The organism is Mesorhizobium sp. AR10, from assembly GCF_024746795.1.
Taxonomy (GTDB): Bacteria; Pseudomonadota; Alphaproteobacteria; order Rhizobiales; family Rhizobiaceae; genus Mesorhizobium.
Genome location: NZ_CP080524.1, coordinates 5,196,967 through 5,216,978 on the forward strand (window position 1 = coordinate 5,196,967; position 20,012 = coordinate 5,216,978).

Below are 20,012 nucleotides of genomic sequence, written 5' to 3' on the forward strand. Positions count from 1 at the left end.
ATTCCACTTCCGATTGAGCCGATGCTGACAGTTACAACAATTACTATCGTCTTGCTGAAGGCGGAGGCTTGGGGTTAAGTCTATCGCCATGCTGTCCGCGCCCGGGTGGTCAATATTGAACAGACGGGCGCCCGGCGTGTGTCCTACACCTTGTAGGGCTGGCGGAATGCAATCGTCCCCCCCATGATTGGATTGCGACAGCAGAACCCCCGGCCGGGGATTTCTGCACGACAGTGGCAACAGCTTGGCTTGGATCGGGAGGCGCGCTACGAGTTGCAGCCGGACCCGAACGAACCAGCGCGCATTGGAGGTTCGCGGATGACCACGCTTCCGTTGGCGCTCAAGATCGCAGATGCCGTTTCCGACGCCGGGCGGCATCAACGCAGACTGGACATAGCAGCCGTTGCCATCCTGCTGCTCGACGCTCATCCCGAGGCCGGACACAGTCTGGCGGAGATTGCCGACACGTTGCGAGAGGAAATTGCATCCCAGGGAGCCTTGGCCCGGGGAACTTTGGCCCAGGGAACTTTGGCAATGTCACGGTAGTGTTGCGCCTGGCGTTCTGCTTCCCGCTCACCCTCAAGTCATCGACGTCAAACCGTTTGGCATGCCTTGCCTGGCGAAAAGCCCCGGCCGGGAACTCATCAAGACGCCAGGAGATCGGGAGGGAGGGTGACCCGAATGACGCCGACTGGAGCTGGAATAGCCCTCGCAGCGAGCCGCGTCTGGTCAATACTGACCGGACCGCAGGACCTGGATTTGCTTCATCGAAGCTGATGCCTTGCCGGGATCATGATATTATCAGTCAGGAAATCAGTCTTGTCAGTCGATGGGGGCATTGATGGAAGGCAAATCAGATCAGCCGTTCGATCCGAAGATTTTTCTGGCGAAAGCCGATCTTGGGCGCACGATTACACACTATGGACCCAACCAGAAGATATTCTCGCAAGGCGATGTCGCGGATTCGGTCTTCTACATCAACGAGGGCCAGGTCAAAGTCAGTGTCCTGTCCGAACAGGGAAAGGAAGCCGTCGTCGCCATAATGGGGACCGACGATTTCTTCGGTGAAGGCTGCCTGGCGGGACAGACCCGACGCATGGCCACGGCAAATACGATGACGGATTGCGAAATCATGCGGCTCGACAAGAAGGCGATCATGCGCGTCCTTCACGACGAGCCGGCCTTTTCGGAAATGTTCATCGCCCACCTTCTGGCACGAACCATCCGCGTCGAAGAGGATCTGGTCGATCAGCTTTTCAATTCGAGCGAAAAGCGCCTGGCACGGGCACTTCTCATGCTGGCAAATTTCGGCAAGGAAGGCAGGCCTGAACCCATTCTCGGCAAGGTCAGCCAGGAGACGCTCGCCGAAATGATCGGCACAACGCGGCCGAGGGTAAGCTATTTCATGAACAAGTTCCGCGATCTTGGATTCATCGAGTACAATGGAAAGCTTGTGGTGCACAGCTCGTTGCTGAGCGTTGTTCTGCATGATCAGCCGCAGATAAGGCGATGAAACCGGAGGGGCGGAGAAGCCTCAAGTTCAGTGGGCGCCATGCTTCGATGGCGGCGTCCGCACTTTCAAATCCCGCAGCCTAATGGAAAGGCAGCGCACCTGAACTCGATGCGCTGCCTGCCAGTGCTGTCTGTCGGCGCGAAGAGGCGGGTATTCCTTCAGGTATACCCCCGTCGCTCCGCGATCAGGCCTTTGCCTTGCGCTTCGTCGCCTTGGCTGCAGCGAGCGGCACAGCCGGCTTGCGGCCAAGCCCCGAGGATTTTGCCAGCGCCGAGCGGGTCGCGGAGTAGCTTGGCGCCACCATCGGATAGTCCGGCGGCAGGCTCCATTTGGCTCGATACTCGTCCGGAGTGAGGCCATGGTCCGAGCTAAGGTGGCGCTTCAGCGACTTGAACTTCTTTCCATCCTCCAGGCAGACGATGTGGTCGGGAAACACCGACCGTTTCGGGTTAACCGCCGGAATGAGACTGGGGCTTTCCACCGCATCCATGCTGCCCAGCTTGCGAACCGATGCGCTGACGCTGGCAATCAGATCCGGCAGGCCGGATGCCGGAAGCGGATTGTTGCCAACATAGGCCGAGACGATGTCGGCGGTCAGTTCCATAGCTGTCTTGTTGTCGATACTGGACAATTCTTTTTCTCCTGTCGGCGGTTATTCGCCGCTTTTTTTTGGATTTTTCTCGATGTATCGATTTGGTTGCATCCCCAACGGATCGCTAAACCTTAAGTAAACCATCAAGAATCGTTGCCAGCGGATATTTCCATGGAAGATTGCAGCGGCGCAAATTAGAAAATCTAATACTTGGAAACGGTAGACTTCGAGCCAGCAGACTTGGCAGGGCTGGAGTCGGCCAGTATCTCCAGAATACGCTTCCAGCGAGCACAACGCCCGAAATCTTTCTGCTCGATCGCCTTTTCCGCTCTCATCGCGGCATAAAGTGGAGCCTCGGCGCCGAACTCCCTGATCAGCCAGTGCGCTTCCTGCCTGGCGAGACGTTCATCGTTGTCAAGCATGGTTTTCAGCCTCCGAACGCTCGACGCCGACCGCAATGCAGCTGCCGATGACGAGGATGGCGCCGGCAATCGCCGTCATGGTCAGCCTTTCGCCGGACAGGGTCAGCAGAAGTGTCGAGGCGATCGGCGTGAGATAGGCGACGACCGCAACCTTGCCGCCGCCTTCGAGCTTCAGGGCACGCGACCAGAAATAATAGCCGAGCCCCATCGGGCCGGCCCCGAGATAAAGCCCGAGAAGGAGGTCGGCATCGGCGCGCCAGACGATGCCGTCGTGCAGGCACCACAGCAATGTCAGAATCACACCGATCAGGGCCGATGGCAGAAGCAGGCGGTCCGGCGCAACGGCAAGGCGGGCCACGGCGATCGAATAGAAGGCCATGCACAGCGCCGAGCCGAATGCGGCGAGGTAACCGACGAGATTGCCCTGGAGAAAGGACTGGTCGCGGCCACCCGAAATCACCAGCGCCACGCCGACGAAGCCCAGGGCCGCGGTCACCCCCAGCAGCATCGGGCGCTGCGGTTTTTCGAGCGCAATCACCGCCGCCGCGACCATCAACGGCCAGGTGTAGGCGACGAGGTTGGCTTCGATCACCGGCATCGAGGCGAAAGCGATGTATTGCAGCACCATCGTGCCGACCAAGCCGATGAAGCCGACCGCGACCGGCACCAGCATGGTCCTGGCCGCAGCCACGGCACTTTCCGGCGGGGCATTTTCCCGCCGGACGTTTTCCCTGCTCATCAACCGGATGGCGACGAAGACCAGCGCCGCGCCGACAAATTGCAGGAACTGCACCTGCGATACCTCGTGGCTTGCCAGCAGGGATTTGCCGACCAGTGCGTTGGTCGACCAAAGGGCAACCGCGCCGGCGGCGAAGACCAGCGCGGATTGGGCTACCATGAATCCCTTGCCCCACCCGAAACCGGCGTGTCGGTCGCTGCCGGCACGGGACGTTCCTCCTCGTGGCGGCGATAGGCCGGCAGCTGGTTGGTCCAGACGTCCTCGGCCAGTTCGTTGACCCACTCGCGATCGAGATCGTTGTCGGCGGCGAGATAGAACATGCGGTTGTCGTCGACATAGGGTTTGGCCACCGAGCGCTGGTTGAGCACAAGCGTGACGCGCGAGCCGAGCTGGATGGGTGCTGTGCGGTGCAGGACGCCGAGAAACTGGCCAAGCGTGGCATAGTTCATCTTGTGGTCGATGCGCATGACGCGGTTGCGCGGGATTTCACGGCCGGATTCGAGGATCGCACGGCCGGTTTCGGAATCGTCGCAGTAGATTTCGAGATGGCCGCCGACCAGCGGGTCGCTGATCGACAGCGGGATGAGTTCTGTGACCGGAACGCCGTCGCAATGCCAGTCGACGGCGCCATCCCTGGGATTCATGAAGGTCACGGTCGAGCCGACGATCGACAGCGGATAAGGCTCCAGCCTTGTGCCCATCATGTCGGACAGCCGCTCCAGCCTGAGCTTGTCGTTGATCAGTTCCTTGATCTCCGGGATGAAGCGGTCGGCGCCGGTGATGAAGGTCAGATCGAGGTGCTTGTGCACAGCGTGGCTGTCCTTGAGCTTCAATGCGGCATCCTCTATTGCCGCGAGCAGCGCCGGGTCGTAGCCGTGAAGGTATTGCGCGACGCCGAAACTCGAGATTTTCCAGGACGTCTCATGACCGATGATGGCTTCACGGCTCATCGCATAGCGCAGGTCAGGGATGCTGTGTGCGTTCATTTTACTTCTCCAGGATGGGGGCGAGACTTAAATGACAGTTGAATAAATCAACCCCCCCTGTAAAATTAGGAATGCTGGTGCTACCGTAAGCCAAGCTTAAGGTCGAAACCCGTGCGTCTGCTCAGTCAGGTCAACCTCAACTCATTGAAGATCGTGGAGAGTGCTGCGCGGCACAAGAACTTTACGCGCGCCGGGGAAGAGCAATTCATAACTGCTTCTGCGGTCAGCCAGCGCGTCAAAAGTCTTGAGGACCAGTTGCGCTTCAAGATTTTCCTGCGCGGCGGCAATGCCGTTTCGTTGACGCCGGAGGGCGAAACCTATGTCTCGCGCGTTCGCGAAGCGCTGGAGCGCATCGTCGCGGCGAGCATGGAAGCGACCGGACAGTCGCAGGAACATGTGCTCAAAATATCGGTGCTGCCGACATTCGCAGCGCGCTGGCTGTTTCCGCGCCTGCCTATGTTCCAGGAGCAGTATCCCGAGATCGAGATGCGCGTTGCGACTTCCTATGCGACGCATGAATTCGCGACGTCCGAGTTCGATGTCGAAATTCGCTATGGCGACGGCAGCTTTCCCGAGCTGCAGGCCGACCTCTTGTTCAGCGAAGATTTGACGCCGGTATGCAGCCGCAAACTCTTCCGTCAGGTTCTGGGCGACAGACCGCTGTCGAAAACGACGCCGGACGACCTCAGGCACTTCACGCTGCTGCATTCCGACACCTGCACGCAGAATTGGCAATCCTGGCTCGGCTTCGCCGGTGCCAGTTTCGTGCTCAGCGAGGCCAAAAGCATCTACTTCGATTCGTGCATGATGTCCTACGAGGCGGCCAATGCCGGGATGGGTTTTGCGGTGGCCAACCGCGCCTACGTGGCCAGCGACATCCGTGCCGAAAGCCTGGTGGCTCCGTTCGCGGTGCACCACCCGAACACCGCCGGGTGGTATTTCGTCTGCCCGGACAAGACCCTTGCCGCGCGCAAGGTGGCGGTGTTCAAGCATTGGGTGATGGCCGAGGCGGCGCTGACGCAAAGCCAGCTGGATATCGAGATCGGCGCTGAAAGGCGGGGAGTCTCAAACCGAAAGCCGTCAGGCAATGGACACCTTCGTGCCATCCATGCAGCCCACCTTGGTCGGGAAGACCGCTGAACCCAGCCCTCTTCGGCAAGAACTGCCTGAGATCACTCCTCGACGAACGCCCGCTGAAACGAGTCCAGAACCGGCCGCACCAGATATTCGGCAAAGGTGCGGTCGCCGGTGCTGATGAACGCTTCGACGGGCATGCCCGGATAGAGCTGGCCGACGGCGACGTTGGCGGGAAGGTTCTCGGCGATATGCAATCGCGCCCGATAGTAGGGCTCGTGGGTGCTCTCATCCATCAACCTGTCGGCCGACACGTTGGTCACCGTCGCCGCGACCTCCGGCGTCAGCCGCGTATTCAGCGCGGATAGCCGCAGCCGGGCGCTCTGGCCGACATGGACGGAATCGATATCACGCGGGCTCAGCCGCGCCTCGACGATCACCTGCGAACTGGTCGGCAGGATTTCCATCAGCTTTTCGCCGGGCGAAATGACGCTGCCGGGCGAATTGTAGACGGCGGAGACGACGATGCCGTCGCTGGGCGATTTCACGATCGTGCGGCGCAGAATGGCCTCGGCGGCAAAGGATTGCTCTTCGACGTCGGCCAGGGAGGTGCGCGTTTCCGAAAGCTGGCTGACCGCCTGTTCGACCCGCTGCGTCTTGCCCCGCTCGATCTGCTCTTTCGCCTCGACGATCTGGCTTCGCGTCGAGGCGAGGTCGGACGTAATCGAACCGACCTGCCCGATCAGGTCAGCCTGATTGCGCTGGATCAGGGTGTATTCGAAATGGTTGGTCAGCCCCTTGTCGACCAGCGTCTTCTTGCGCTTGAGTTCATCTTCGACGATCACGAGCTGGTTTTCGATCGCCTGCTTTTGCGCACCGAGGCCGACGAGAGACTCGTTGAGCGTGGCAACACGCTGTTGGAGAATGCCCTGTTCCGAGCGGAACCGGGCCAGACGGGCATCGAATTCCTTCTTCTGTTCTTCGATCAGTTTAGCGAGTTCGGCGTCGGCCGCACTGGCCTCGGTGCGTTGGTCGAAGCGAACCATATCCATACCGTCCCTTTCGGCGGCAAGCCGCTCGGCAGCTGCCGACAGGGATACAAACTGCTTCTTCAGCCGGTTGACCTGCGTCCTCGCCGCCGTGCTGTCGAGAACGATCAATTCCTGTCCGGCCAGCACGCGATCGCCTTCGGCAATGCGGATATCCCTAATGATGCCGCCCTCGAGATGCTGGATGAGAATGTTGCGGCCGGCGGCCGCGATGGTGCCGTGAGCGACAGCTGCCCCCGAAAGCGGCGCGGTCGCCGCCCAATAGCCGAAACATCCGACCAGCAGCGCGATTGCGCCGTAGCCGCCGAGCGCGATCCATCGCGTATCCGAGCGAACAGACTTTTCCCAGGTGCCGATAGCGGTCATGGTCAGGTCCGCTCGGCTTTGAGCGACCGGGTCCAGCGGCCGGTGCCCTGACTGCCGGTGCTGAATGCGCCCAGTTGAATCTGGGGCGCCGGGTCAGCGGCTTTCGGCCTGTCCCTGGCCTCACCGTTCTGGCCGAGAATATCGGCGCTGGGGCCAAACGCCTCGATGGCACCGTTGCGAAGCCGCAGGACGCGATTGCAGGCTGCGGCGATCGACATGCGATGGGTGATGATCACCACTGTCGTGCCATCGCCATGCGCCTGCTCCAGCGCATGTTCGAGTGCCGTCTCACCGTCCCGGTCGAGATTGGCGTTGGGTTCGTCCAGAACGAGTATCCTGGGGTTTCCGTAAAACGCCCGCGCCAGCCCGATCCGCTGGCGTTCGCCGCCGGACAGGGCAGCGTTCGCGGAGCCGATCTGCGTCTGGTAGCCGTCGCGCTGCGACAGGATGAGCTCGTGCACCTGGGCATGCCGTGCCGCCGCGACAATGGCCTCGTCGGTAGCTGCCGGATCGAAACGGGAGATGTTTTCCGCAATCGTTCCGGGCAGCAGTTGCACGTCCTGTGCGAGATAGCCGACGCTGCGGCCAAGCTGATCCTGGTCCCAGGTCCTGAGATCGGCGCCATCGACCTGCACTAAGCCGCTGCTGGGCTGGATGGCACCGACCAGCAGCCGCGCCAGCGTCGACTTACCGGCCCGGCTCGGGCCGACTATGGCAATTTCCTCGCCGGCGCCAATTTCGAAATTCAGGCGCTTGATGATCGGCTCGGTTCCCGGCGGCGAGCCCGGCGGCACAAAGATCAGGTCGCGCGCCGCGAGCTTTCCCGTCGGCGTTGGGAGCTGAAGCTTCTGCGCTTCGTGGCCGCCTTCCGGCAACGACCTTTGCAAGCGCTGCCAGGCCCGTCGCGCATCGACGGTCTGGCGCCAGCCGCCGATCAACTGGTCGAGCGGCTGCAGCGCCCGGCCCGAAATGATCGAGGTGGCAAAGATCATGCCGGCCGTCATCTCGCTGGCCAGAACCAGCGACGCGCCAACACCCAGGATGGCAAGCTGCAACAGCATGCGGGTTGACCGGGAAATGCCGCTGAACACCGCATTGACGGCGGCCGAGCGGTCCTGGACGTTGAGCGCGCTGCCAAAGGACCTGCCCCAGACCTCGGTGGCGTTGCGGCTCATGCCCATCGCCTTCAACGTGTCGGCGTTGCGGGCAAAAGCCTGCGCGGCAAGATTGGCCCGCACCGACTGCTCCGAGGCCGCGGCCGCGTTCTTGCCGTTGATCAGCTGGTTGAGCAGCACCAGAATGATCATGATCACCGCTCCGCCAAGCGTCAGCCAGAACAGAGCCGGGTGAATGAAGCCAAGCAGCACGACGAAGAACGGCGCGAAAGGCAGGTCGAACAAGGTCATCAGGCCACGCGACCCGACAAAGGCCCGCACCGTGGCAAGATCGCGCAGCGGCTGGATATCGCCCGTATCGGCGCGCGGACCCGATAGCGAGGCCCTGAAGGCTCGCGATGCCAGCTGCTTGTCGATCGAAGCCGCCACGCGCTGCGAATAGATCGAGCGGACGATCTCGAACAGACCGAGGAATGCCAACGCAAGAATGCCGATGACAGACAGGTAGATGAGCGTGTCGACACTGGCGGCAGGCAGGACCCGGTCATAGACCTGCAGCAGGTACAGCGGCATTACCAGCAGCAGGACATTGATGATCATCGAGAACAAGCCGATGTCGAAAATGCTCTTCGAAAACAGAGCGGCCATGCCGGTTCTCGTCATTCAGGGCCGTCCCTTTCTTTTGGCTCGATCCCGCAACATTCCCACCATAGGCCCGAAATGAACAGACAATATCGCCATATATTAGACCTGCCTTAAGTAACTCCGGCATACTTCGGACAATAAGCATTCTTTCACGCAATGCGTGATGGTAACTTTGCTTGATGCGGTAAAATATCTTACTGACCGTTCGATAAATTTTAGTTCAATTCCCTGACGTTGTTCAGGCTGCATTCGTCAGGCTTGGAAACTGGAAACTCATACTCTCTTCACGCGATCGATTTGTGAACAGCCGACGACCGCCCGCAATCGTGGCATGACGCAGGGGAAAGACTCAGCTATGTCTGTTGTGCGGCGGACCTGATATCCGCCTGGCCGGCGCTATCAGGCAACCTCCCAAGCGGCGCCGGCCTTCTTCCCTCGCCCGGTTTCGTTTCCCCGCCTGAGATCGTCACTGCGCCGGTGGCGTGCCGGGCTGGTCGCTGCCAGTCGTCGGTACAGGCTCAGCCTGCGGGTTTTGGTCGACTGGAGCTTTGGTCGGTGGAATGTTGTTGTCGCAAGCCGCGACAGCCAACCCCGCCGCCACTACCAGCAAGATCGGGAGCTTTTTCATCGCAACCTCCTCTCGTTGGAGAAACGAGACGCTGTCGATTTGGTTGCGCGGCCTCGCTTAGGCGGGAACCAAACGCCGCCTTGCCGGTTGGTCCCATCAATGGAGAATTGCGACCATGATCCGTCTGCTTTTAGCCGGTGCATTCGTCTACGTAGCCTATCGAGTCACCAAAAAGGTGATCGACGAGGTGCCGGACACGGTCGACCCGCTGTTGGTGCCGTCGCAGGGCGATCGCGAGGCGCTGAGACGGCAATCGGCGGCGATGGGCGTTGAGCCGCAGCGTTAATCCGAGTGCAGCACCGCCTTCGTCCTGCCCTTCGCTGCCGCTATCAGCCCTTTCGGGCGTCAAGTCCTTTGAAACGTCCACTGGACGTTTCAATCCGCCCGAAGGCGGACCGAACTTTCACCGTTCGTCGTTCGAAAAGCCAAGCAATTGGCTTTTCGTCCGCTAACGCGGACCACTCCTCACCCGTTGCGAACAAAGCAGAAACGATGCTTGATGGGCAATGAACCTTGCCGTCAGTGATTCGAGCCTGCAGCCGGCCTACCTCGCCAAGCTGAACGACCAGCAGCGCCTGGCCGTCGAGCATGGCGACGGCGCGGTCGCCGGGCCGCTGCTGGTGATCGCCGGTGCGGGCTCCGGCAAGACCAACACGCTGGCGCACCGCGTCGCGCATCTGATCGTCAGAGGCGCCGACCCGCGCCGCATCCTTTTGATGACGTTCTCCCGCCGCGCCGCCTCTGAAATGGCCAAGCGGGTGCAGCGCATCGCCGGCGAGGTGTTGGGCCGCGATGCCTCTGTCATCACCGACGCGCTGACCTGGGCCGGCACCTTCCATGGCATCGGGGCCCGGCTGCTGCGCGACTATGCGCTGGAGATCGGCCTCGATCCGGCCTTCACCATCCACGACCGCGAGGATTCCGCCGACCTGATGAACCTCGCCCGACACGAGCTGGGGTTTTCGAAGACGGAAAGCCGCTTCCCGACCAAGGGCACCTGCCTTGCGATCTATTCGCGCGCGGTCAACGCGCAGGCGCCGCTCGGCGAGGTGTTGGGTTCGGTGTTTCCCTGGTGCGCCGGCTGGGCCGAACAGCTCAAGCAATTGTTCGCCGCCTATGTTGAAGCCAAGCAGGCGCAGAACGTGCTCGATTACGACGACCTGCTGCTCTACTGGGCGCAGATGGCCGCCGAACCGGAAATTGCCGCGCATCTGGGTCAGCGCTTCGACCATGTGCTGGTCGACGAATACCAGGATACCAACCGGCTGCAGGCCTCGATCCTTTTGGCGCTGAAGCCGGACGGGGCCGGGCTGACGGTGGTCGGCGACGACGCGCAGTCGATCTATTCGTTTCGCGCCGCCGAGGTCCGCAACATCCTCGATTTCCCCAAGCAGTTCGCCAAGGCCGCCGATGTGGTCATGCTGGAGCGCAACTACCGCTCGACCGAGACCATCCTGGCCGCCGCCAACGCGGTCATCTCCGAGGCCTCGGAGCGCTTCACCAAGAACCTGTGGTCGGAACGCAAATCCTCGCAAAAGCCGAAGCTGGTCAGCGTCCGCGATGAGGCCGAGCAGGCGAACTATGTCTGCCAGGCTATCCTTTCCGAACGCGAGGCCGGCACGGCGCTGACAGCGCAAGCCGTGCTGTTCCGCACCTCGCACCACAGCGGGCCGCTGGAGATCGAGCTGACGCGCCGCAATATCCCGTTCGTCAAATTCGGCGGGCTGAAGTTCCTCGATGCCGCCCATGTCAAGGATGTGCTTTCCGTACTGCGCTTTGCCGAGAACCCGCGCGATCGCGTCGCCGGCTTCCGGGTGCTGCAGCTTCTGCCCGGCATCGGTCCTTCGGCGGCGTCGCAGATCGTCGAGACCATGGCGACGTCGCTCGACGAGGCGATGGGATTGGCTCGCTTCCGCCCGCCGCAGCGCGCGGCGGAAGACTGGCCGGCATTCGTCGCGCTGTTTTCCGGCCTGCGCGCAGGCGCGAAATGGCCGGCCGACCTCGAACAGGTGCGTCTCTGGTACGAGCCGCATCTCGAACGCATCCACGAGGACGCGACGACGCGCCGGGCGGACCTGTTGCAGCTCGAACAGATCGGCTCGGGCTATGCCTCGCGCGAGCGCTTCCTGACCGAACTGACGCTCGATCCGCCGGATGCGACCAGCGACCAGGCCGGGCCGCCGCATCGCGACGAGGACTATCTGATCCTGTCGACCATCCATTCGGCCAAGGGCCAGGAGTGGAAGAACGTCTTCGTGCTCAACACTGTCGATGGCTGCATCCCGGCCGATCTCGGCGTCGGCACCAAGGAGGACATCGATGAGGAGCGCCGGCTGCTCTACGTGGCGATGACGCGGGCCAAGGACGGCCTGCATCTGGTGACGCCGCAGCGCTTTTTCACGCACGGCCAGGCGGCGCGCGGCGACCGCCACGTCTATGCCTCGCGCACCCGCTTCATCCCGGCCTCGATCCTCGGCGCCTTCGAGCAGACGTCATGGGCAAGTGTCCATGCGCAGGACGATCCGCGCCGCCAGCCACAGGTGCGCGTCGACCTCGGCGCCCGCATGCGCGGCATGTGGAAATAGAAACAGTCGCCTGCCCCTGGTGCGGATGCGCCGGCGCGAATCGGTGCGGGCAAAAACAAATTTCCGCGTCATGGAACCTCCCGCCGCAATCCGCGTTTCCCGGCGTCCGACCCCTGATCGGAGAGCGGCGTCCGCCGCCATCTCCGCCCATCCAGAGAGGCCAGAATGCACGACAGGATGTTCTTCACCCCGGTTGCGGTGACCGTGGGCGCCGGCCACAAGCGCATGCTCGCTTCGCTGTTCGACATGCACCAGTTCCTGACCGAATTCCCGCCGTCGCGCCGGCGCCTGAGCTATGGCGCCGCCGTCAGGGCTTGCGAGGCCGCACGCGACGGCGACATCTCGACCGACGCCGCGCGCGACGCCCTCATCACTTTTGCTGTCACGGCAGGCATTCTGTGGCCCGCGGCCGCGCCTGTCATCTCGGTCAAGCCTGTGGCTCGCGGCTTTGGCGGCTACGCCGCCTGACGGCTGCCCTAACTCAGGAATTGAAATAGCCCGCGCTCCGGCGTGGGCTGTTAGGTTTGATCAAACCACCCTGTCGCGCTCGACCAGGATGTCGGCCTCGATTGCCGCGTTGATGAACGCCGCACGGGCGTAACGGGCCTCCCTCAACCCTTCCAGCGCAGCGAGGCAGGCCTTGCGGGCGGCAATGTGATAGCGGCCCGTCTTGGCGGGCCAGCGATTGAGCAGGATGTCGGCCGCCTGGGCGACGCGCTCGACGGTAAAGACGATGTTCCCCGACCTGCCGAGCGCGACACGAACCGGCTCGTCGAAATGCTGATCCCGCATGGGAATCATCTCACCAGAAGCTGAACCCGAACGCGACTCAATTCGCAACGATATGATAGGTTCCCAACATGTCTGATGGCCAAAAGAACCCAAAGCTGATCGTCGTCGTCGCTTTCGACCGCGGCGAGGACGGCGAACTGTTCCCCGCCTTCGGGCCGGCCGACCAGCAGAGCGAGGATCGCGCCATCCGCACCGCCAGGGCGCTGGCCGCAAAACATGTCGGCGTGATCGCCTGGAGCCGGGACGCCGACCCCGCGCTCGGCGACTATGGCCCGCCGACCGTGCTGTTCGTCAGCGGCGACGTGCCCGACATGGAGTAGCCCTGGCAGGTGTTCAATGGAACGTTGCCGGGTCGACGGCCGGCAGACCGCGCAATCCTGTCGTTTCAAAGCTGACCTGGTCGCGCCCGTTCGACTTGGCCTTGTAGAGGTGCTTGTCCGCCAACAGGAACATGTCGGCATAGGTGGTGGGTCCGCTGAACGCGACGCCGCCAATGCTCACCGAGAGCGGACAAGGTCGCCCATCCGGGGAAAACTCCGCCTCGCGAATTCGCCGCCTGATCCCCTCGGCAACCAGCCAGGACTGCGCCGGGTCGGCTCCGGGAAGGAAGATTGCAAATTCCTCGCCGCCAATGCGCCCGACGATGTCGGCACCACGAAGCTGACTTTGGATCGTCTTGGCGATCAGCTTGAGCGCCTGGTCGCCGCAGTCATGGCCGAGGCGATCGTTGATGGTCTTGAAATGGTCGGCGTCGACGATCAGCAAGGCGCCGGCATTGACGACCGTGTGGCTGCGCGCCCGGTCGAGATAGGCTTCGACAAGCATTGAAAAGGCGCCGCGGTTGAACACCGACGTCAGGCTATCGGTCGCCGCGACAATGGTCAGTTCCCTCTGGGCGATGGCCAGCTGGCGCATCTTGAACATCAGGAAAAAGAAGAACGAGCCGCCCAGCACGAGCGGCAAAAGCAGATCGGTGAGCTTCGCCCACCGCAGCGCCTCAGGCGACAGATGGGGAAAATTATAGGAATCAACGAAGAACGCGGCGCCGATGCAGATCGCCGTGCCGACGATGGTGACCGCTATGACCCTGCCCCAGCTCGTGGGGGACAAATCGATCCGCATGCCATTGCTCCCACTAGACCTGCCATTTTGACGCGGTAACGCAAACGAAGTCCTAAGACTTTGCTTTCAACTCGAATGTGGTTAACCGCCCGTCAAAGAGGCGCATGTTCATCGAGCAGACGCAGGCGCGATCAAGCGTATATGCGCCCTTCTTCGGTACGCTGGAACAGCATCAGGTCGAGCGGCACCGATGGCCGGCCCAGAATCGTCAGGATCGCGTGCGCCTGGCCGCGGTGATGGGTCTGGTGGTTGAAGACATGATCCAGCGCCGGCGCCAACCGCTGCGAGACGGTGCGCATGTCGGAGATGGTCATGTAGGTGAAGCGGCCCGACAGCGCCTTGTCACTGAGGCCGCCGACCCAGTCGATGATTCTTCTGTCTTCGGACTCGCGCGCCATCCGCAAAACGGGCAAGGCGCGGTGCATGATCGCGTCGAGGCTGGCCGGCGCATCGCCTTCGCCGGTGAAGCGCTTCATCCAGATGCGATCGGCGGTAAGCAGATGATTGAGCGTGCCCATCATCGAACCGAAGAAGGCGCCGACATTGCGGTTGAATTCTTCGTCGTTGAGGTCTGCGGCGGCATCGTAGATGCGGCCATTGGCCCATTGATTATAGGCCGCAAACATCATGAAATGCTGTTTCATCATTTTCACCCGCCTCACATCGAATCCCGGCTTACCTAGAGCAAAGGATGCAGTGATGGAAACAGAATGCTCCATCAGAGGATCCTTTTGCTCCAACCGCAGGAACGTTCTCGCCAATGACCATTGTGCTCTATGAGCTCGTCGGACGCGACGCCACCCGCCCCTTCAGCCCGCATTGCTGGAAGGCGGCGATGGCAATCGCCCACAAAGGGCTCGACATCTCCAGCGTGCCGACGCGCTTTCTCGAAGTCCCTCATGTCGAAGGCGGTATCTCGAAACTCGTTCCGGTGATCCGCGACGGCGACAGCGTGGTCGCCGATTCCTTCGCCATCGCGCTCTATCTCGAAGAGGCCTACCCCGAGCGGCCGACACTGTTTTGCGGCGACGGCGGCAAGGCCGCGGCACGCTTCATCGAGCGCTGGTCGCAACTGACCATCCATCCCTATGTGACGTCAGCCGCGATCATGGACCTCCACGCCATGCAGGACGAGGCGAACGCCGCCTATTTCCGTCAGAATCGCGAGCAGCGTTTCGGCAAAAAACTGGAGGATGTTTTCGCCACTCGCGACGCCGGGCTTGCCGGATTTCGCGCCTCGCTGGAGCCGCTGCGCTCGATGCTTGGCTACCAGCCGTTCATCGGCGGCCAATCGCCGCTGTTTGCCGACTACATCGTCTTCGGCGCACTGCAATGGGCGCGCATCGCCTCGCCCTACCGGTTGCTCGACGACAACGACACCGTAGCGCAATGGTTCGAACGCTGCCTCGACCTCTATGGCGGGCTCGGCCGCAAGGTCGCGGCGGCAGCATAGTGACGCTGGTCCGAGACGATAGAGCCATGACGTCAGGCCCGGAATTTGCCGACGGTTTTCGCGCCGAGCTCGTCAACCTCTTCCTGTGGCGCCGGGATGTGCGGCGGTTCAAACCGACGCCGCTGCCCGAAGGCGCGCTGGAGCGGCTGCTCGACCTCGCCAGCATTGCCCCTTCCGTCGGGCTCAGCCAACCCTGGCGCTTTGTCGTGGTCGAGAGCGCTGAGTGCCGTGAGGCCGTCAAAGCCTGCTTTGAACGCTGCAATGCGCAGGCGCTGACATCGCTCTGCGGCGAGCGCGCCGCGCTCTATGCCCGCCTGAAGCTCGCCGGCCTGAACGAGGCGCCCTGTCAGTTCGCGGTTTTCGCCGACCGCACAACCGAGCAAGGGCACGGACTTGGCCGCCTGACCATGCCTGCCACCATCGAATATTCGGCCGTCATGGCGGTCCACACCCTGTGGCTGGCGGCGCGCGCCGAAGGCATAGGCATGGGCTGGGTCTCGATCCTGGACCCGGCAGAGATGGCGACGATCCTCGACGCACCGCCTGAGTGGACGCTGATCGGTTACTTCTGCGTCGGCTACCCCTCGGAGGAACACGCCGTGCCAACACTGGAACGGGAAGGCTGGGAGTTCCGGCGGCCTTCGATGGTCATCACGCGTTGACCAGGACAGGATCAGCCTCCTCCCCTTGGCAATGGGCCGGGCGGCTTGTATAGAGCCCGCCACCCTCAATTCCATTCTCAGACAAGGACGACCCCATGGCGCTCGAACGCACCTTTTCCATGATCAAGCCGGATGCGACCCGGCGCAACCTCACCGGCGCCATCACCCAGATGCTGGAAGAGGCCGGCCTGCGCGTCATCGCCTCGCGCCGGGTGTGGATGAGCCGCCGCGAAGCCGAAGGTTTTTATGCCGTGCACAAGGAGCGCCCGTTCTTCGGCGAGTTGGTGGAGTTCATGTCCTCGGCGCCGACCATCGTTCAGGTGCTGGAAGGCGAGAACGCGATTGCCAGGAACCGCGAAGTGATGGGCGCCACCAACCCGGCCAACGCCGCCGAAGGCACCATCCGCAAGGTGCATGCGCTGTCGATCGGCGAGAATTCCGTGCACGGCTCCGATGCGCCGGAAACCGCCGCGCAGGAGATCAAGTACTGGTTCTCGGACACCGAGATCGTCGGCTGATCCGACACTGCCACGACTGAACCGAAAAGGCCGGCTTTCGCCGGCCTTTTTCATTGGCCGAACGGTCTAGGTCTCGCGCACGAACTGCAGCATGTCGGCATGCAGCCGGTCCATATGCGTGAACATCATGCCGTGCGGCGCGCCCTCGTAGACCAGGAAGCGGCAGTCGGGGATGAGGCTCGCCGACGGTATTCCAGTGAGCTCGATCGGCGCCGAGCGGTCGCGGTCGCCGTGGATCAGCAAAACGGGAAGCGCGATCTGCCTGAGCTCGGCGCGAAAATCCTGCTCGACCATGTCACGGCTGCAAGCCAGCGCCACCGGAACGGAAACCTGCACCAGTGTGCTTCCCCAGACCATCATGCCGGGCGACGTTTCTGGAATGAAGAAAGGCGCGATGTTGTCCGCCACCCATTTCGGATAGTCGTTCTTCCACAGAGCCCACAAAGCCTCGAAGCCTTCCCTCGGCGCACCGCCCGGATTGTCGTTTGACTTCAAAAGCTTCGGCGTCATCGGCGCCAGCATGATGAGCCGCGCCACGCGGCCGCTGCCGTGCCGGGTGAGATAGCGGACCGCCTCGCCGCCCGCCATGGAATGACCGACCAGAGTGATGCCGGAGAGGTCGAGTTCCCTAATCAGCGTGGCGATATCGTCGGCGAAGCTGTCGTGGTCATAGCCGGCGGCAGGATGGTCGGAGCGGCCATGACCGCGGCGGTCGAAGCAGATGCAACGGAACCCCTGTTCGGCGAAGGCGATCATCTGGTAGTCCCACATCTGGCTGCCGAAGCCGAGGCTGCTCAGGAACAGGATCGGCTGACCCTGCCCCCATTCCCGCCAAAAGAGTCTTGTGCCGTCCGTTGCGGTGATGAAAGGCATTTTTGTCTCCTCGATAAGATCGGTGTTTTCCGCGATCACGGTCTGGCCGGGACGAACTGGTAGTCGACGAGGATGCGCCCCTCTGCGTCGACGGTCAGAATTTCGAGACCGGTCGCCAGCACGGTCTCGCTATCGGCCGGCAGCATTTCCCAGTAGAACGGTGACGACGTCACGCAGCAGCCGGGCATTCGAGACAGCGCGGAACCGGTTGCCGTCATCCCTGACGTTTTTTCATGCGACCCGCGAATGCGCGCTTCGAGCGCCTCGTAGCCGCGCGCGGCGCGCTCCCCGACATAGTGCTGGCCATCAGGCACCCACAGCGCGGCAATGGCGTCGCGGCGACGGTGCTCGTCAGTCTCGTGCCACACGGCGACATAGCGGTCGGCCAAGGTCTGGGCATCGATATTCCTGGTCTCGCTCATGGTTCTCACTCCGTTGAACATCTGGCGTGAAGGCGTTGAGGCACCTCACGTGATGGAGAATTCGGCTGGAGGGAGACAAAAATCCATGACCTCGGAGGTCAAAAAGCGACGGCTCGATCACGGTGAATTTGACCACAGAGGTCATTGAACCGATGCGGCAGCGCGCGTTAGGCTCCGCCGATGACAGTGCATCAAATCCCTTTCGGCGTGCTGCTTCGACGCTGGCGCGAACGGCGCCGGATGACGCAGACCGATCTCGCGCTGGCGGCAGAGAGTTCGACCAGGCATTTGTCATATCTCGAGACCGGTCGCTCGCAGCCAAGCCGCGAGATGATTGCCCGCCTGGCCGAGTGCCTTGCCGTGCCGCTTCGAGACCAGAACACGCTGCTGCTCGCCGCGGGCTTTGCCCCTGCCTTCCCCGAGCGCTCACTGGCGGAGCTGGAGGCGGCCGTGAAGGCCATCGACAGCGTGTTGCAGGCACACAAGCCCTATCCGGCCTTCGCGGTCGACCGTCATTGGAACGTGGTGCTGTCAAATTCGGCGTTGCCGCAGCTCTATGAGGGCTGCTCGGCCGAACTCATGCGCACTCCCGTCAATGCCGTACGTCTCATCTTGCATCCGGCCGGCATGGGTCCCCGCATCCTGAACTTCGGAGAGTGGCGCGCCCACACGGTGCAGGTGCTGCGTCAGCAGATCGAGGCGCGTGCCGACGCGAACATCCAGGGCCCGCTGGCCGAGGTGATGACCTATCCGGCACCAGCCAATTCCGAAGCATTGGAGGGCCTGGAGGCGTCGCAGCGGCTGGCCACACCGCTGCGCATCGCAACGCGTCTCGGCACAGTGTCCTTCCTCAACACCACCACGTTTTCGGCACGCCCGACGACGTGACGCTGGCGGAGCTCGCCCTGGAAATGCTGTTTCCGGCCGACGACCAGACCATCGAGATCGTCAAGACCATGGTGCGGGAGCAGGCCGCGCTGGCGTGACCTGGACGACGTCGAACCGTCGGTTCGAACCGGGAACTAGGCCGTGAACCCATAAATGGGCGCGCCGAAAAGCCTTAGCCGGCCCCACCAGGCGATGAATCTTGCTTCGCGCGGCGAACCGATTTAACTTCACCGCCGTCGCGAAAAACGACTGCCTGATCTCAGCGTGACACGCTCGGCAGGTTAGTCGAATACACGTCAACTATGCGCTTCGCATGGTTCGGCCAGCGTCTCCGAAAGCAACTGCCCGACGACACATCGGGCTAATGGTAGCCGTCAGCAACAGACGCTGACTGCGACAATAGGAGCGCGAACATGCGAAATCCGATTGCAATCATCGGCGCAGGACTTGGTGGCCTCACACTTGCCCGCGTTCTACATTTTCATAGCGTCGCAGCTACGGTCTATGAAGCTGAAGTCTCGGCTGACGCGAGAGCGCAGGGAGGGCTGCTCGATATTCACGAGTATAATGGTCAGATCGCCCTCAAGGCCGCAGGTCTGTTTAGTTCATTTCTTCGACTGGTCCGCCCAGGCGAAGATGCAAAACGCATTGTCGATAAAGACGGCAACGTTTTATTCGACAGACCTGGCAGCCACACCGGCGAGCGCCCCGAAGTGGACCGGGGCGATCTTCGGAAGATGCTTATCAATTCGATCCCGGCCCGAATGATCCATTGGGATCATAAGGTTACGTCTGTGGCAGCGATCGGGGGCGGACGACACGAAGTTACCTTCGCGAACGGCTCCACGGTTACTTGCGACGTTGTCGTAGGCGCCGATGGCGCGTGGTCGAAGGTCCGTCCGCTTCTTTCAGATTCAAACCCCGCCTACACGGGCACCTGTTTCGTCGAGACATTCCTTTTCGATGGTGACACGCGCCACAAGGCAAGCGCGGATGCGATCGGCAGCGGCACGCTCATGGCAGTTGCTCCGGGCAAAGGCATCCTAGCGCATCGCAATGCAGACGGAACTCTGCACATCTACGTGGCCTTGAATAAGCCAGAAGACTGGGTCGCTTCCTTCGATTTCAGCGACGCAAAAGCTGGCTTGGCTCGTATCGCTGAGCAATTCAAAGGATGGGCTCCGCAGCTAACTGCCCTCATAACGGGAAGCGAAATCGAACCAGTGCTTCGACCGATCTATGCGCTCCCGGTCGGACATCGATGGAACCGGGTGCCAGGCTTAACTTTACTCGGCGATGCAGCGCATCTGATGTCTCCTTTTGCAGGCGAAGGTGCCAACCTTGCCATGTATGATGGCGCGGAGCTTGCCCAAGCGCTCCTTGCCAATCCCGATGACATCGAAGCCGCACTCGCCGCGTATGAAAACGGCCTCTTCCCCCGAAGCAGCGAGGTTGCCCGAGAGACCGCGCAGAACCTCAAGCGGTTTTTCGACGATACCGCGCCCCAGAGCGTGGTCGACCTGTTCAGCAAGCATCTTGCATGACGGGAAGGCACTGTCTGCAGATGG

Annotated in this window: 23 protein-coding genes and 1 pseudogene; 12 read left to right on the plus strand and 12 right to left on the minus strand. The window is 62.0% G+C overall.

Going from position 1 to position 20,012, the window contains the following annotated elements; all coding sequences use genetic code 11:
• The first annotated feature begins 318 nt into the window (after positions 1-318).
• Both LHFGNBLO_RS28945 and LHFGNBLO_RS28950 read left to right on the plus strand, forming a co-directional pair.
• Positions 319-546 (plus strand): hypothetical protein, encoded by a 228-nt coding sequence (locus LHFGNBLO_RS28945; RefSeq protein ID WP_258602685.1) that lies wholly within the window; start codon positions 319-321, stop codon positions 544-546.
• 295 nt (positions 547-841) lie between these two features.
• Complete coding sequence (locus LHFGNBLO_RS28950; protein WP_258602686.1) at positions 842-1,513, plus strand: Crp/Fnr family transcriptional regulator; 672 nt, start codon at positions 842-844, stop codon at positions 1,511-1,513.
• 184 nt (positions 1,514-1,697) lie between these two features.
• Here the strand turns inward: LHFGNBLO_RS28950 and LHFGNBLO_RS28955 are convergent, their stop codons facing one another.
• The 4 genes from LHFGNBLO_RS28955 to LHFGNBLO_RS28970 form a co-directional block, all read right to left on the minus strand.
• Positions 1,698-2,144 carry a MucR family transcriptional regulator gene (locus tag LHFGNBLO_RS28955; RefSeq protein WP_319944185.1) on the minus strand — a complete coding sequence of 149 codons (447 nt, stop codon included), beginning with the start codon at positions 2,142-2,144 and terminating at the stop codon, positions 1,698-1,700.
• 164 nt (positions 2,145-2,308) lie between these two features.
• Positions 2,309-2,527 (minus strand): hypothetical protein, encoded by a 219-nt coding sequence (locus tag LHFGNBLO_RS28960; RefSeq protein ID WP_258602687.1) that lies wholly within the window; start codon positions 2,525-2,527, stop codon positions 2,309-2,311.
• Positions 2,520-3,425: a DMT family transporter gene (locus tag LHFGNBLO_RS28965; RefSeq protein WP_258602688.1), complete on the minus strand. Its 906-nt coding sequence runs from the start codon at positions 3,423-3,425 to the stop codon at positions 2,520-2,522. The genes LHFGNBLO_RS28960 and LHFGNBLO_RS28965 overlap by 8 nt, the downstream gene beginning before the upstream one ends.
• Entirely contained in the window at positions 3,419-4,252 is an 834-nt protein-coding gene (locus LHFGNBLO_RS28970) for a hypothetical protein (protein ID WP_258602689.1), read from the minus strand. The genes LHFGNBLO_RS28965 and LHFGNBLO_RS28970 overlap by 7 nt, the downstream gene beginning before the upstream one ends.
• Positions 4,253-4,363: 111 nt before the next feature.
• On the opposite strand from LHFGNBLO_RS28970, the gene LHFGNBLO_RS28975 reads away from it, so the two are divergent.
• The gene (locus tag LHFGNBLO_RS28975) at positions 4,364-5,392 is read left to right on the plus strand and encodes a LysR substrate-binding domain-containing protein (protein ID WP_258602690.1); all 1,029 of its coding nucleotides are present in this window, start codon (positions 4,364-4,366) and stop codon (positions 5,390-5,392) included.
• A gap of 32 nt (positions 5,393-5,424) precedes the next feature.
• Here the strand turns inward: LHFGNBLO_RS28975 and LHFGNBLO_RS28980 are convergent, their stop codons facing one another.
• From LHFGNBLO_RS28980 to LHFGNBLO_RS28990, 3 genes are all read right to left on the minus strand, one after another.
• Complete coding sequence (locus LHFGNBLO_RS28980; protein WP_258602691.1) at positions 5,425-6,741, minus strand: HlyD family type I secretion periplasmic adaptor subunit; 1,317 nt, start codon at positions 6,739-6,741, stop codon at positions 5,425-5,427.
• A 2-nt stretch (positions 6,742-6,743) separates the two neighbouring features.
• Positions 6,744-8,504 (minus strand): type I secretion system permease/ATPase, encoded by a 1,761-nt coding sequence (locus LHFGNBLO_RS28985; RefSeq protein WP_258602692.1) that lies wholly within the window; start codon positions 8,502-8,504, stop codon positions 6,744-6,746.
• A 463-nt stretch (positions 8,505-8,967) separates the two neighbouring features.
• Positions 8,968-9,129, minus strand: a complete 162-nt coding sequence (locus tag LHFGNBLO_RS28990) for a hypothetical protein (protein ID WP_258602693.1) — start codon at positions 9,127-9,129, stop codon at positions 8,968-8,970.
• Positions 9,130-9,244: 115 nt separating this feature from the next.
• On the opposite strand from LHFGNBLO_RS28990, the gene LHFGNBLO_RS28995 reads away from it, so the two are divergent.
• From LHFGNBLO_RS28995 to LHFGNBLO_RS29005, 3 genes are all read left to right on the plus strand, one after another.
• Positions 9,245-9,415, plus strand: a complete 171-nt coding sequence (locus tag LHFGNBLO_RS28995) for a hypothetical protein (protein WP_258602694.1) — start codon at positions 9,245-9,247, stop codon at positions 9,413-9,415.
• Between the two features lie 220 nt (positions 9,416-9,635).
• Positions 9,636-11,714 (plus strand): ATP-dependent helicase, encoded by a 2,079-nt coding sequence (locus LHFGNBLO_RS29000; protein WP_258602695.1) that lies wholly within the window; start codon positions 9,636-9,638, stop codon positions 11,712-11,714.
• Between the two features lie 165 nt (positions 11,715-11,879).
• A complete protein-coding gene (locus LHFGNBLO_RS29005) occupies positions 11,880-12,182 on the plus strand; it encodes a DUF982 domain-containing protein (RefSeq protein ID WP_258602696.1) in 303 nt (100 codons plus the stop codon).
• A 60-nt stretch (positions 12,183-12,242) separates the two neighbouring features.
• Here the strand turns inward: LHFGNBLO_RS29005 and LHFGNBLO_RS29010 are convergent, their stop codons facing one another.
• Positions 12,243-12,506: a DUF982 domain-containing protein gene (locus LHFGNBLO_RS29010; RefSeq protein WP_258602697.1), complete on the minus strand. Its 264-nt coding sequence runs from the start codon at positions 12,504-12,506 to the stop codon at positions 12,243-12,245.
• A 68-nt stretch (positions 12,507-12,574) separates the two neighbouring features.
• Between LHFGNBLO_RS29010 and LHFGNBLO_RS29015 the strand changes: the two genes are divergently transcribed.
• Positions 12,575-12,826, plus strand: coding sequence for a hypothetical protein (locus tag LHFGNBLO_RS29015; protein WP_258602698.1), 252 nt, complete (start codon positions 12,575-12,577; stop codon positions 12,824-12,826).
• Between the two features lie 13 nt (positions 12,827-12,839).
• Here LHFGNBLO_RS29015 and LHFGNBLO_RS29020 read toward each other — a convergent pair whose 3' ends face one another.
• Both LHFGNBLO_RS29020 and LHFGNBLO_RS29025 read right to left on the minus strand, forming a co-directional pair.
• Complete coding sequence (locus LHFGNBLO_RS29020) at positions 12,840-13,628, minus strand: GGDEF domain-containing protein (protein WP_258602699.1); 789 nt, start codon at positions 13,626-13,628, stop codon at positions 12,840-12,842.
• 131 nt (positions 13,629-13,759) lie between these two features.
• Positions 13,760-14,272: a DinB family protein gene (locus tag LHFGNBLO_RS29025; protein ID WP_258609942.1), complete on the minus strand. Its 513-nt coding sequence runs from the start codon at positions 14,270-14,272 to the stop codon at positions 13,760-13,762.
• Positions 14,273-14,388: 116 nt separating this feature from the next.
• Between LHFGNBLO_RS29025 and LHFGNBLO_RS29030 the strand changes: the two genes are divergently transcribed.
• The 3 genes from LHFGNBLO_RS29030 to ndk all read left to right on the plus strand — a co-directional run bounded on the left by LHFGNBLO_RS29030 (position 14,389) and on the right by ndk (position 16,261).
• Positions 14,389-15,081: a glutathione S-transferase family protein gene (locus tag LHFGNBLO_RS29030; RefSeq protein WP_258602700.1), complete on the plus strand. Its 693-nt coding sequence runs from the start codon at positions 14,389-14,391 to the stop codon at positions 15,079-15,081.
• Positions 15,082-15,107: 26 nt separating this feature from the next.
• Entirely contained in the window at positions 15,108-15,743 is a 636-nt protein-coding gene (gene bluB, locus LHFGNBLO_RS29035; RefSeq protein ID WP_258602701.1) for a 5,6-dimethylbenzimidazole synthase, read from the plus strand.
• A 95-nt stretch (positions 15,744-15,838) separates the two neighbouring features.
• Positions 15,839-16,261, plus strand: a complete 423-nt coding sequence (gene ndk, locus LHFGNBLO_RS29040) for a nucleoside-diphosphate kinase (RefSeq protein WP_258602702.1) — start codon at positions 15,839-15,841, stop codon at positions 16,259-16,261.
• 66 nt (positions 16,262-16,327) lie between these two features.
• Here the strand turns inward: ndk and LHFGNBLO_RS29045 are convergent, their stop codons facing one another.
• Both LHFGNBLO_RS29045 and LHFGNBLO_RS29050 read right to left on the minus strand, forming a co-directional pair.
• The gene (locus tag LHFGNBLO_RS29045) at positions 16,328-17,134 is read right to left on the minus strand and encodes an alpha/beta fold hydrolase (RefSeq protein ID WP_258602703.1); all 807 of its coding nucleotides are present in this window, start codon (positions 17,132-17,134) and stop codon (positions 16,328-16,330) included.
• Positions 17,135-17,169: 35 nt separating this feature from the next.
• The gene (locus LHFGNBLO_RS29050; protein WP_258602704.1) at positions 17,170-17,556 is read right to left on the minus strand and encodes a hypothetical protein; all 387 of its coding nucleotides are present in this window, start codon (positions 17,554-17,556) and stop codon (positions 17,170-17,172) included.
• 180 nt (positions 17,557-17,736) lie between these two features.
• Between LHFGNBLO_RS29050 and LHFGNBLO_RS29055 the strand changes: the two are divergent.
• Both LHFGNBLO_RS29055 and LHFGNBLO_RS29060 read left to right on the plus strand, forming a co-directional pair.
• Positions 17,737-18,542, plus strand: a pseudogene (locus LHFGNBLO_RS29055) (helix-turn-helix domain-containing protein).
• A 315-nt stretch (positions 18,543-18,857) separates the two neighbouring features.
• The gene (locus LHFGNBLO_RS29060) at positions 18,858-19,988 is read left to right on the plus strand and encodes an FAD-dependent oxidoreductase (RefSeq protein ID WP_258602705.1); all 1,131 of its coding nucleotides are present in this window, start codon (positions 18,858-18,860) and stop codon (positions 19,986-19,988) included.
• The last annotated feature ends 24 nt before the right edge of the window (positions 19,989-20,012 follow it).

Excerpts from the sequence above, each read along its gene's own strand:
- LHFGNBLO_RS29020 (WP_258602699.1), bottom strand. The coding sequence starts at position 13,628 with ATGCGGATCGATTTGTCCCCCACGAGCTGGGGCAGGGTCATAGCGGTC.
- LHFGNBLO_RS29010 (WP_258602697.1), bottom strand. The coding sequence starts at position 12,506 with ATGCGGGATCAGCATTTCGACGAGCCGGTTCGTGTCGCGCTCGGCAGG.
- LHFGNBLO_RS28995 (WP_258602694.1), top strand. The coding sequence starts at position 9,245 with ATGATCCGTCTGCTTTTAGCCGGTGCATTCGTCTACGTAGCCTATCGA.
- ndk (WP_258602702.1), top strand. The coding sequence starts at position 15,839 with ATGGCGCTCGAACGCACCTTTTCCATGATCAAGCCGGATGCGACCCGG.
- LHFGNBLO_RS29030 (WP_258602700.1), top strand. The coding sequence starts at position 14,389 with ATGACCATTGTGCTCTATGAGCTCGTCGGACGCGACGCCACCCGCCCC.
- LHFGNBLO_RS28945 (WP_258602685.1), top strand. The coding sequence starts at position 319 with ATGACCACGCTTCCGTTGGCGCTCAAGATCGCAGATGCCGTTTCCGAC.
- LHFGNBLO_RS28990 (WP_258602693.1), bottom strand. The coding sequence starts at position 9,129 with ATGAAAAAGCTCCCGATCTTGCTGGTAGTGGCGGCGGGGTTGGCTGTC.
- LHFGNBLO_RS28980 (WP_258602691.1), bottom strand. The coding sequence starts at position 6,741 with ATGACCGCTATCGGCACCTGGGAAAAGTCTGTTCGCTCGGATACGCGA.
- LHFGNBLO_RS28970 (WP_258602689.1), bottom strand. The coding sequence starts at position 4,252 with ATGAACGCACACAGCATCCCTGACCTGCGCTATGCGATGAGCCGTGAA.
- LHFGNBLO_RS28960 (WP_258602687.1), bottom strand. The coding sequence starts at position 2,527 with ATGCTTGACAACGATGAACGTCTCGCCAGGCAGGAAGCGCACTGGCTG.
- LHFGNBLO_RS29050 (WP_258602704.1), bottom strand. The coding sequence starts at position 17,556 with ATGAGCGAGACCAGGAATATCGATGCCCAGACCTTGGCCGACCGCTAT.
- LHFGNBLO_RS29015 (WP_258602698.1), top strand. The coding sequence starts at position 12,575 with ATGTCTGATGGCCAAAAGAACCCAAAGCTGATCGTCGTCGTCGCTTTC.
- LHFGNBLO_RS29025 (WP_258609942.1), bottom strand. The coding sequence starts at position 14,272 with ATGAAACAGCATTTCATGATGTTTGCGGCCTATAATCAATGGGCCAAT.
- LHFGNBLO_RS29005 (WP_258602696.1), top strand. The coding sequence starts at position 11,880 with ATGCACGACAGGATGTTCTTCACCCCGGTTGCGGTGACCGTGGGCGCC.
- LHFGNBLO_RS28950 (WP_258602686.1), top strand. The coding sequence starts at position 842 with ATGGAAGGCAAATCAGATCAGCCGTTCGATCCGAAGATTTTTCTGGCG.
- LHFGNBLO_RS29045 (WP_258602703.1), bottom strand. The coding sequence starts at position 17,134 with ATGCCTTTCATCACCGCAACGGACGGCACAAGACTCTTTTGGCGGGAA.
- LHFGNBLO_RS29000 (WP_258602695.1), top strand. The coding sequence starts at position 9,636 with ATGAACCTTGCCGTCAGTGATTCGAGCCTGCAGCCGGCCTACCTCGCC.
- bluB (WP_258602701.1), top strand. The coding sequence starts at position 15,108 with ATGACGTCAGGCCCGGAATTTGCCGACGGTTTTCGCGCCGAGCTCGTC.
- LHFGNBLO_RS28965 (WP_258602688.1), bottom strand. The coding sequence starts at position 3,425 with ATGGTAGCCCAATCCGCGCTGGTCTTCGCCGCCGGCGCGGTTGCCCTT.
- LHFGNBLO_RS28985 (WP_258602692.1), bottom strand. The coding sequence starts at position 8,504 with ATGGCCGCTCTGTTTTCGAAGAGCATTTTCGACATCGGCTTGTTCTCG.
- LHFGNBLO_RS29060 (WP_258602705.1), top strand. The coding sequence starts at position 18,858 with ATGCGAAATCCGATTGCAATCATCGGCGCAGGACTTGGTGGCCTCACA.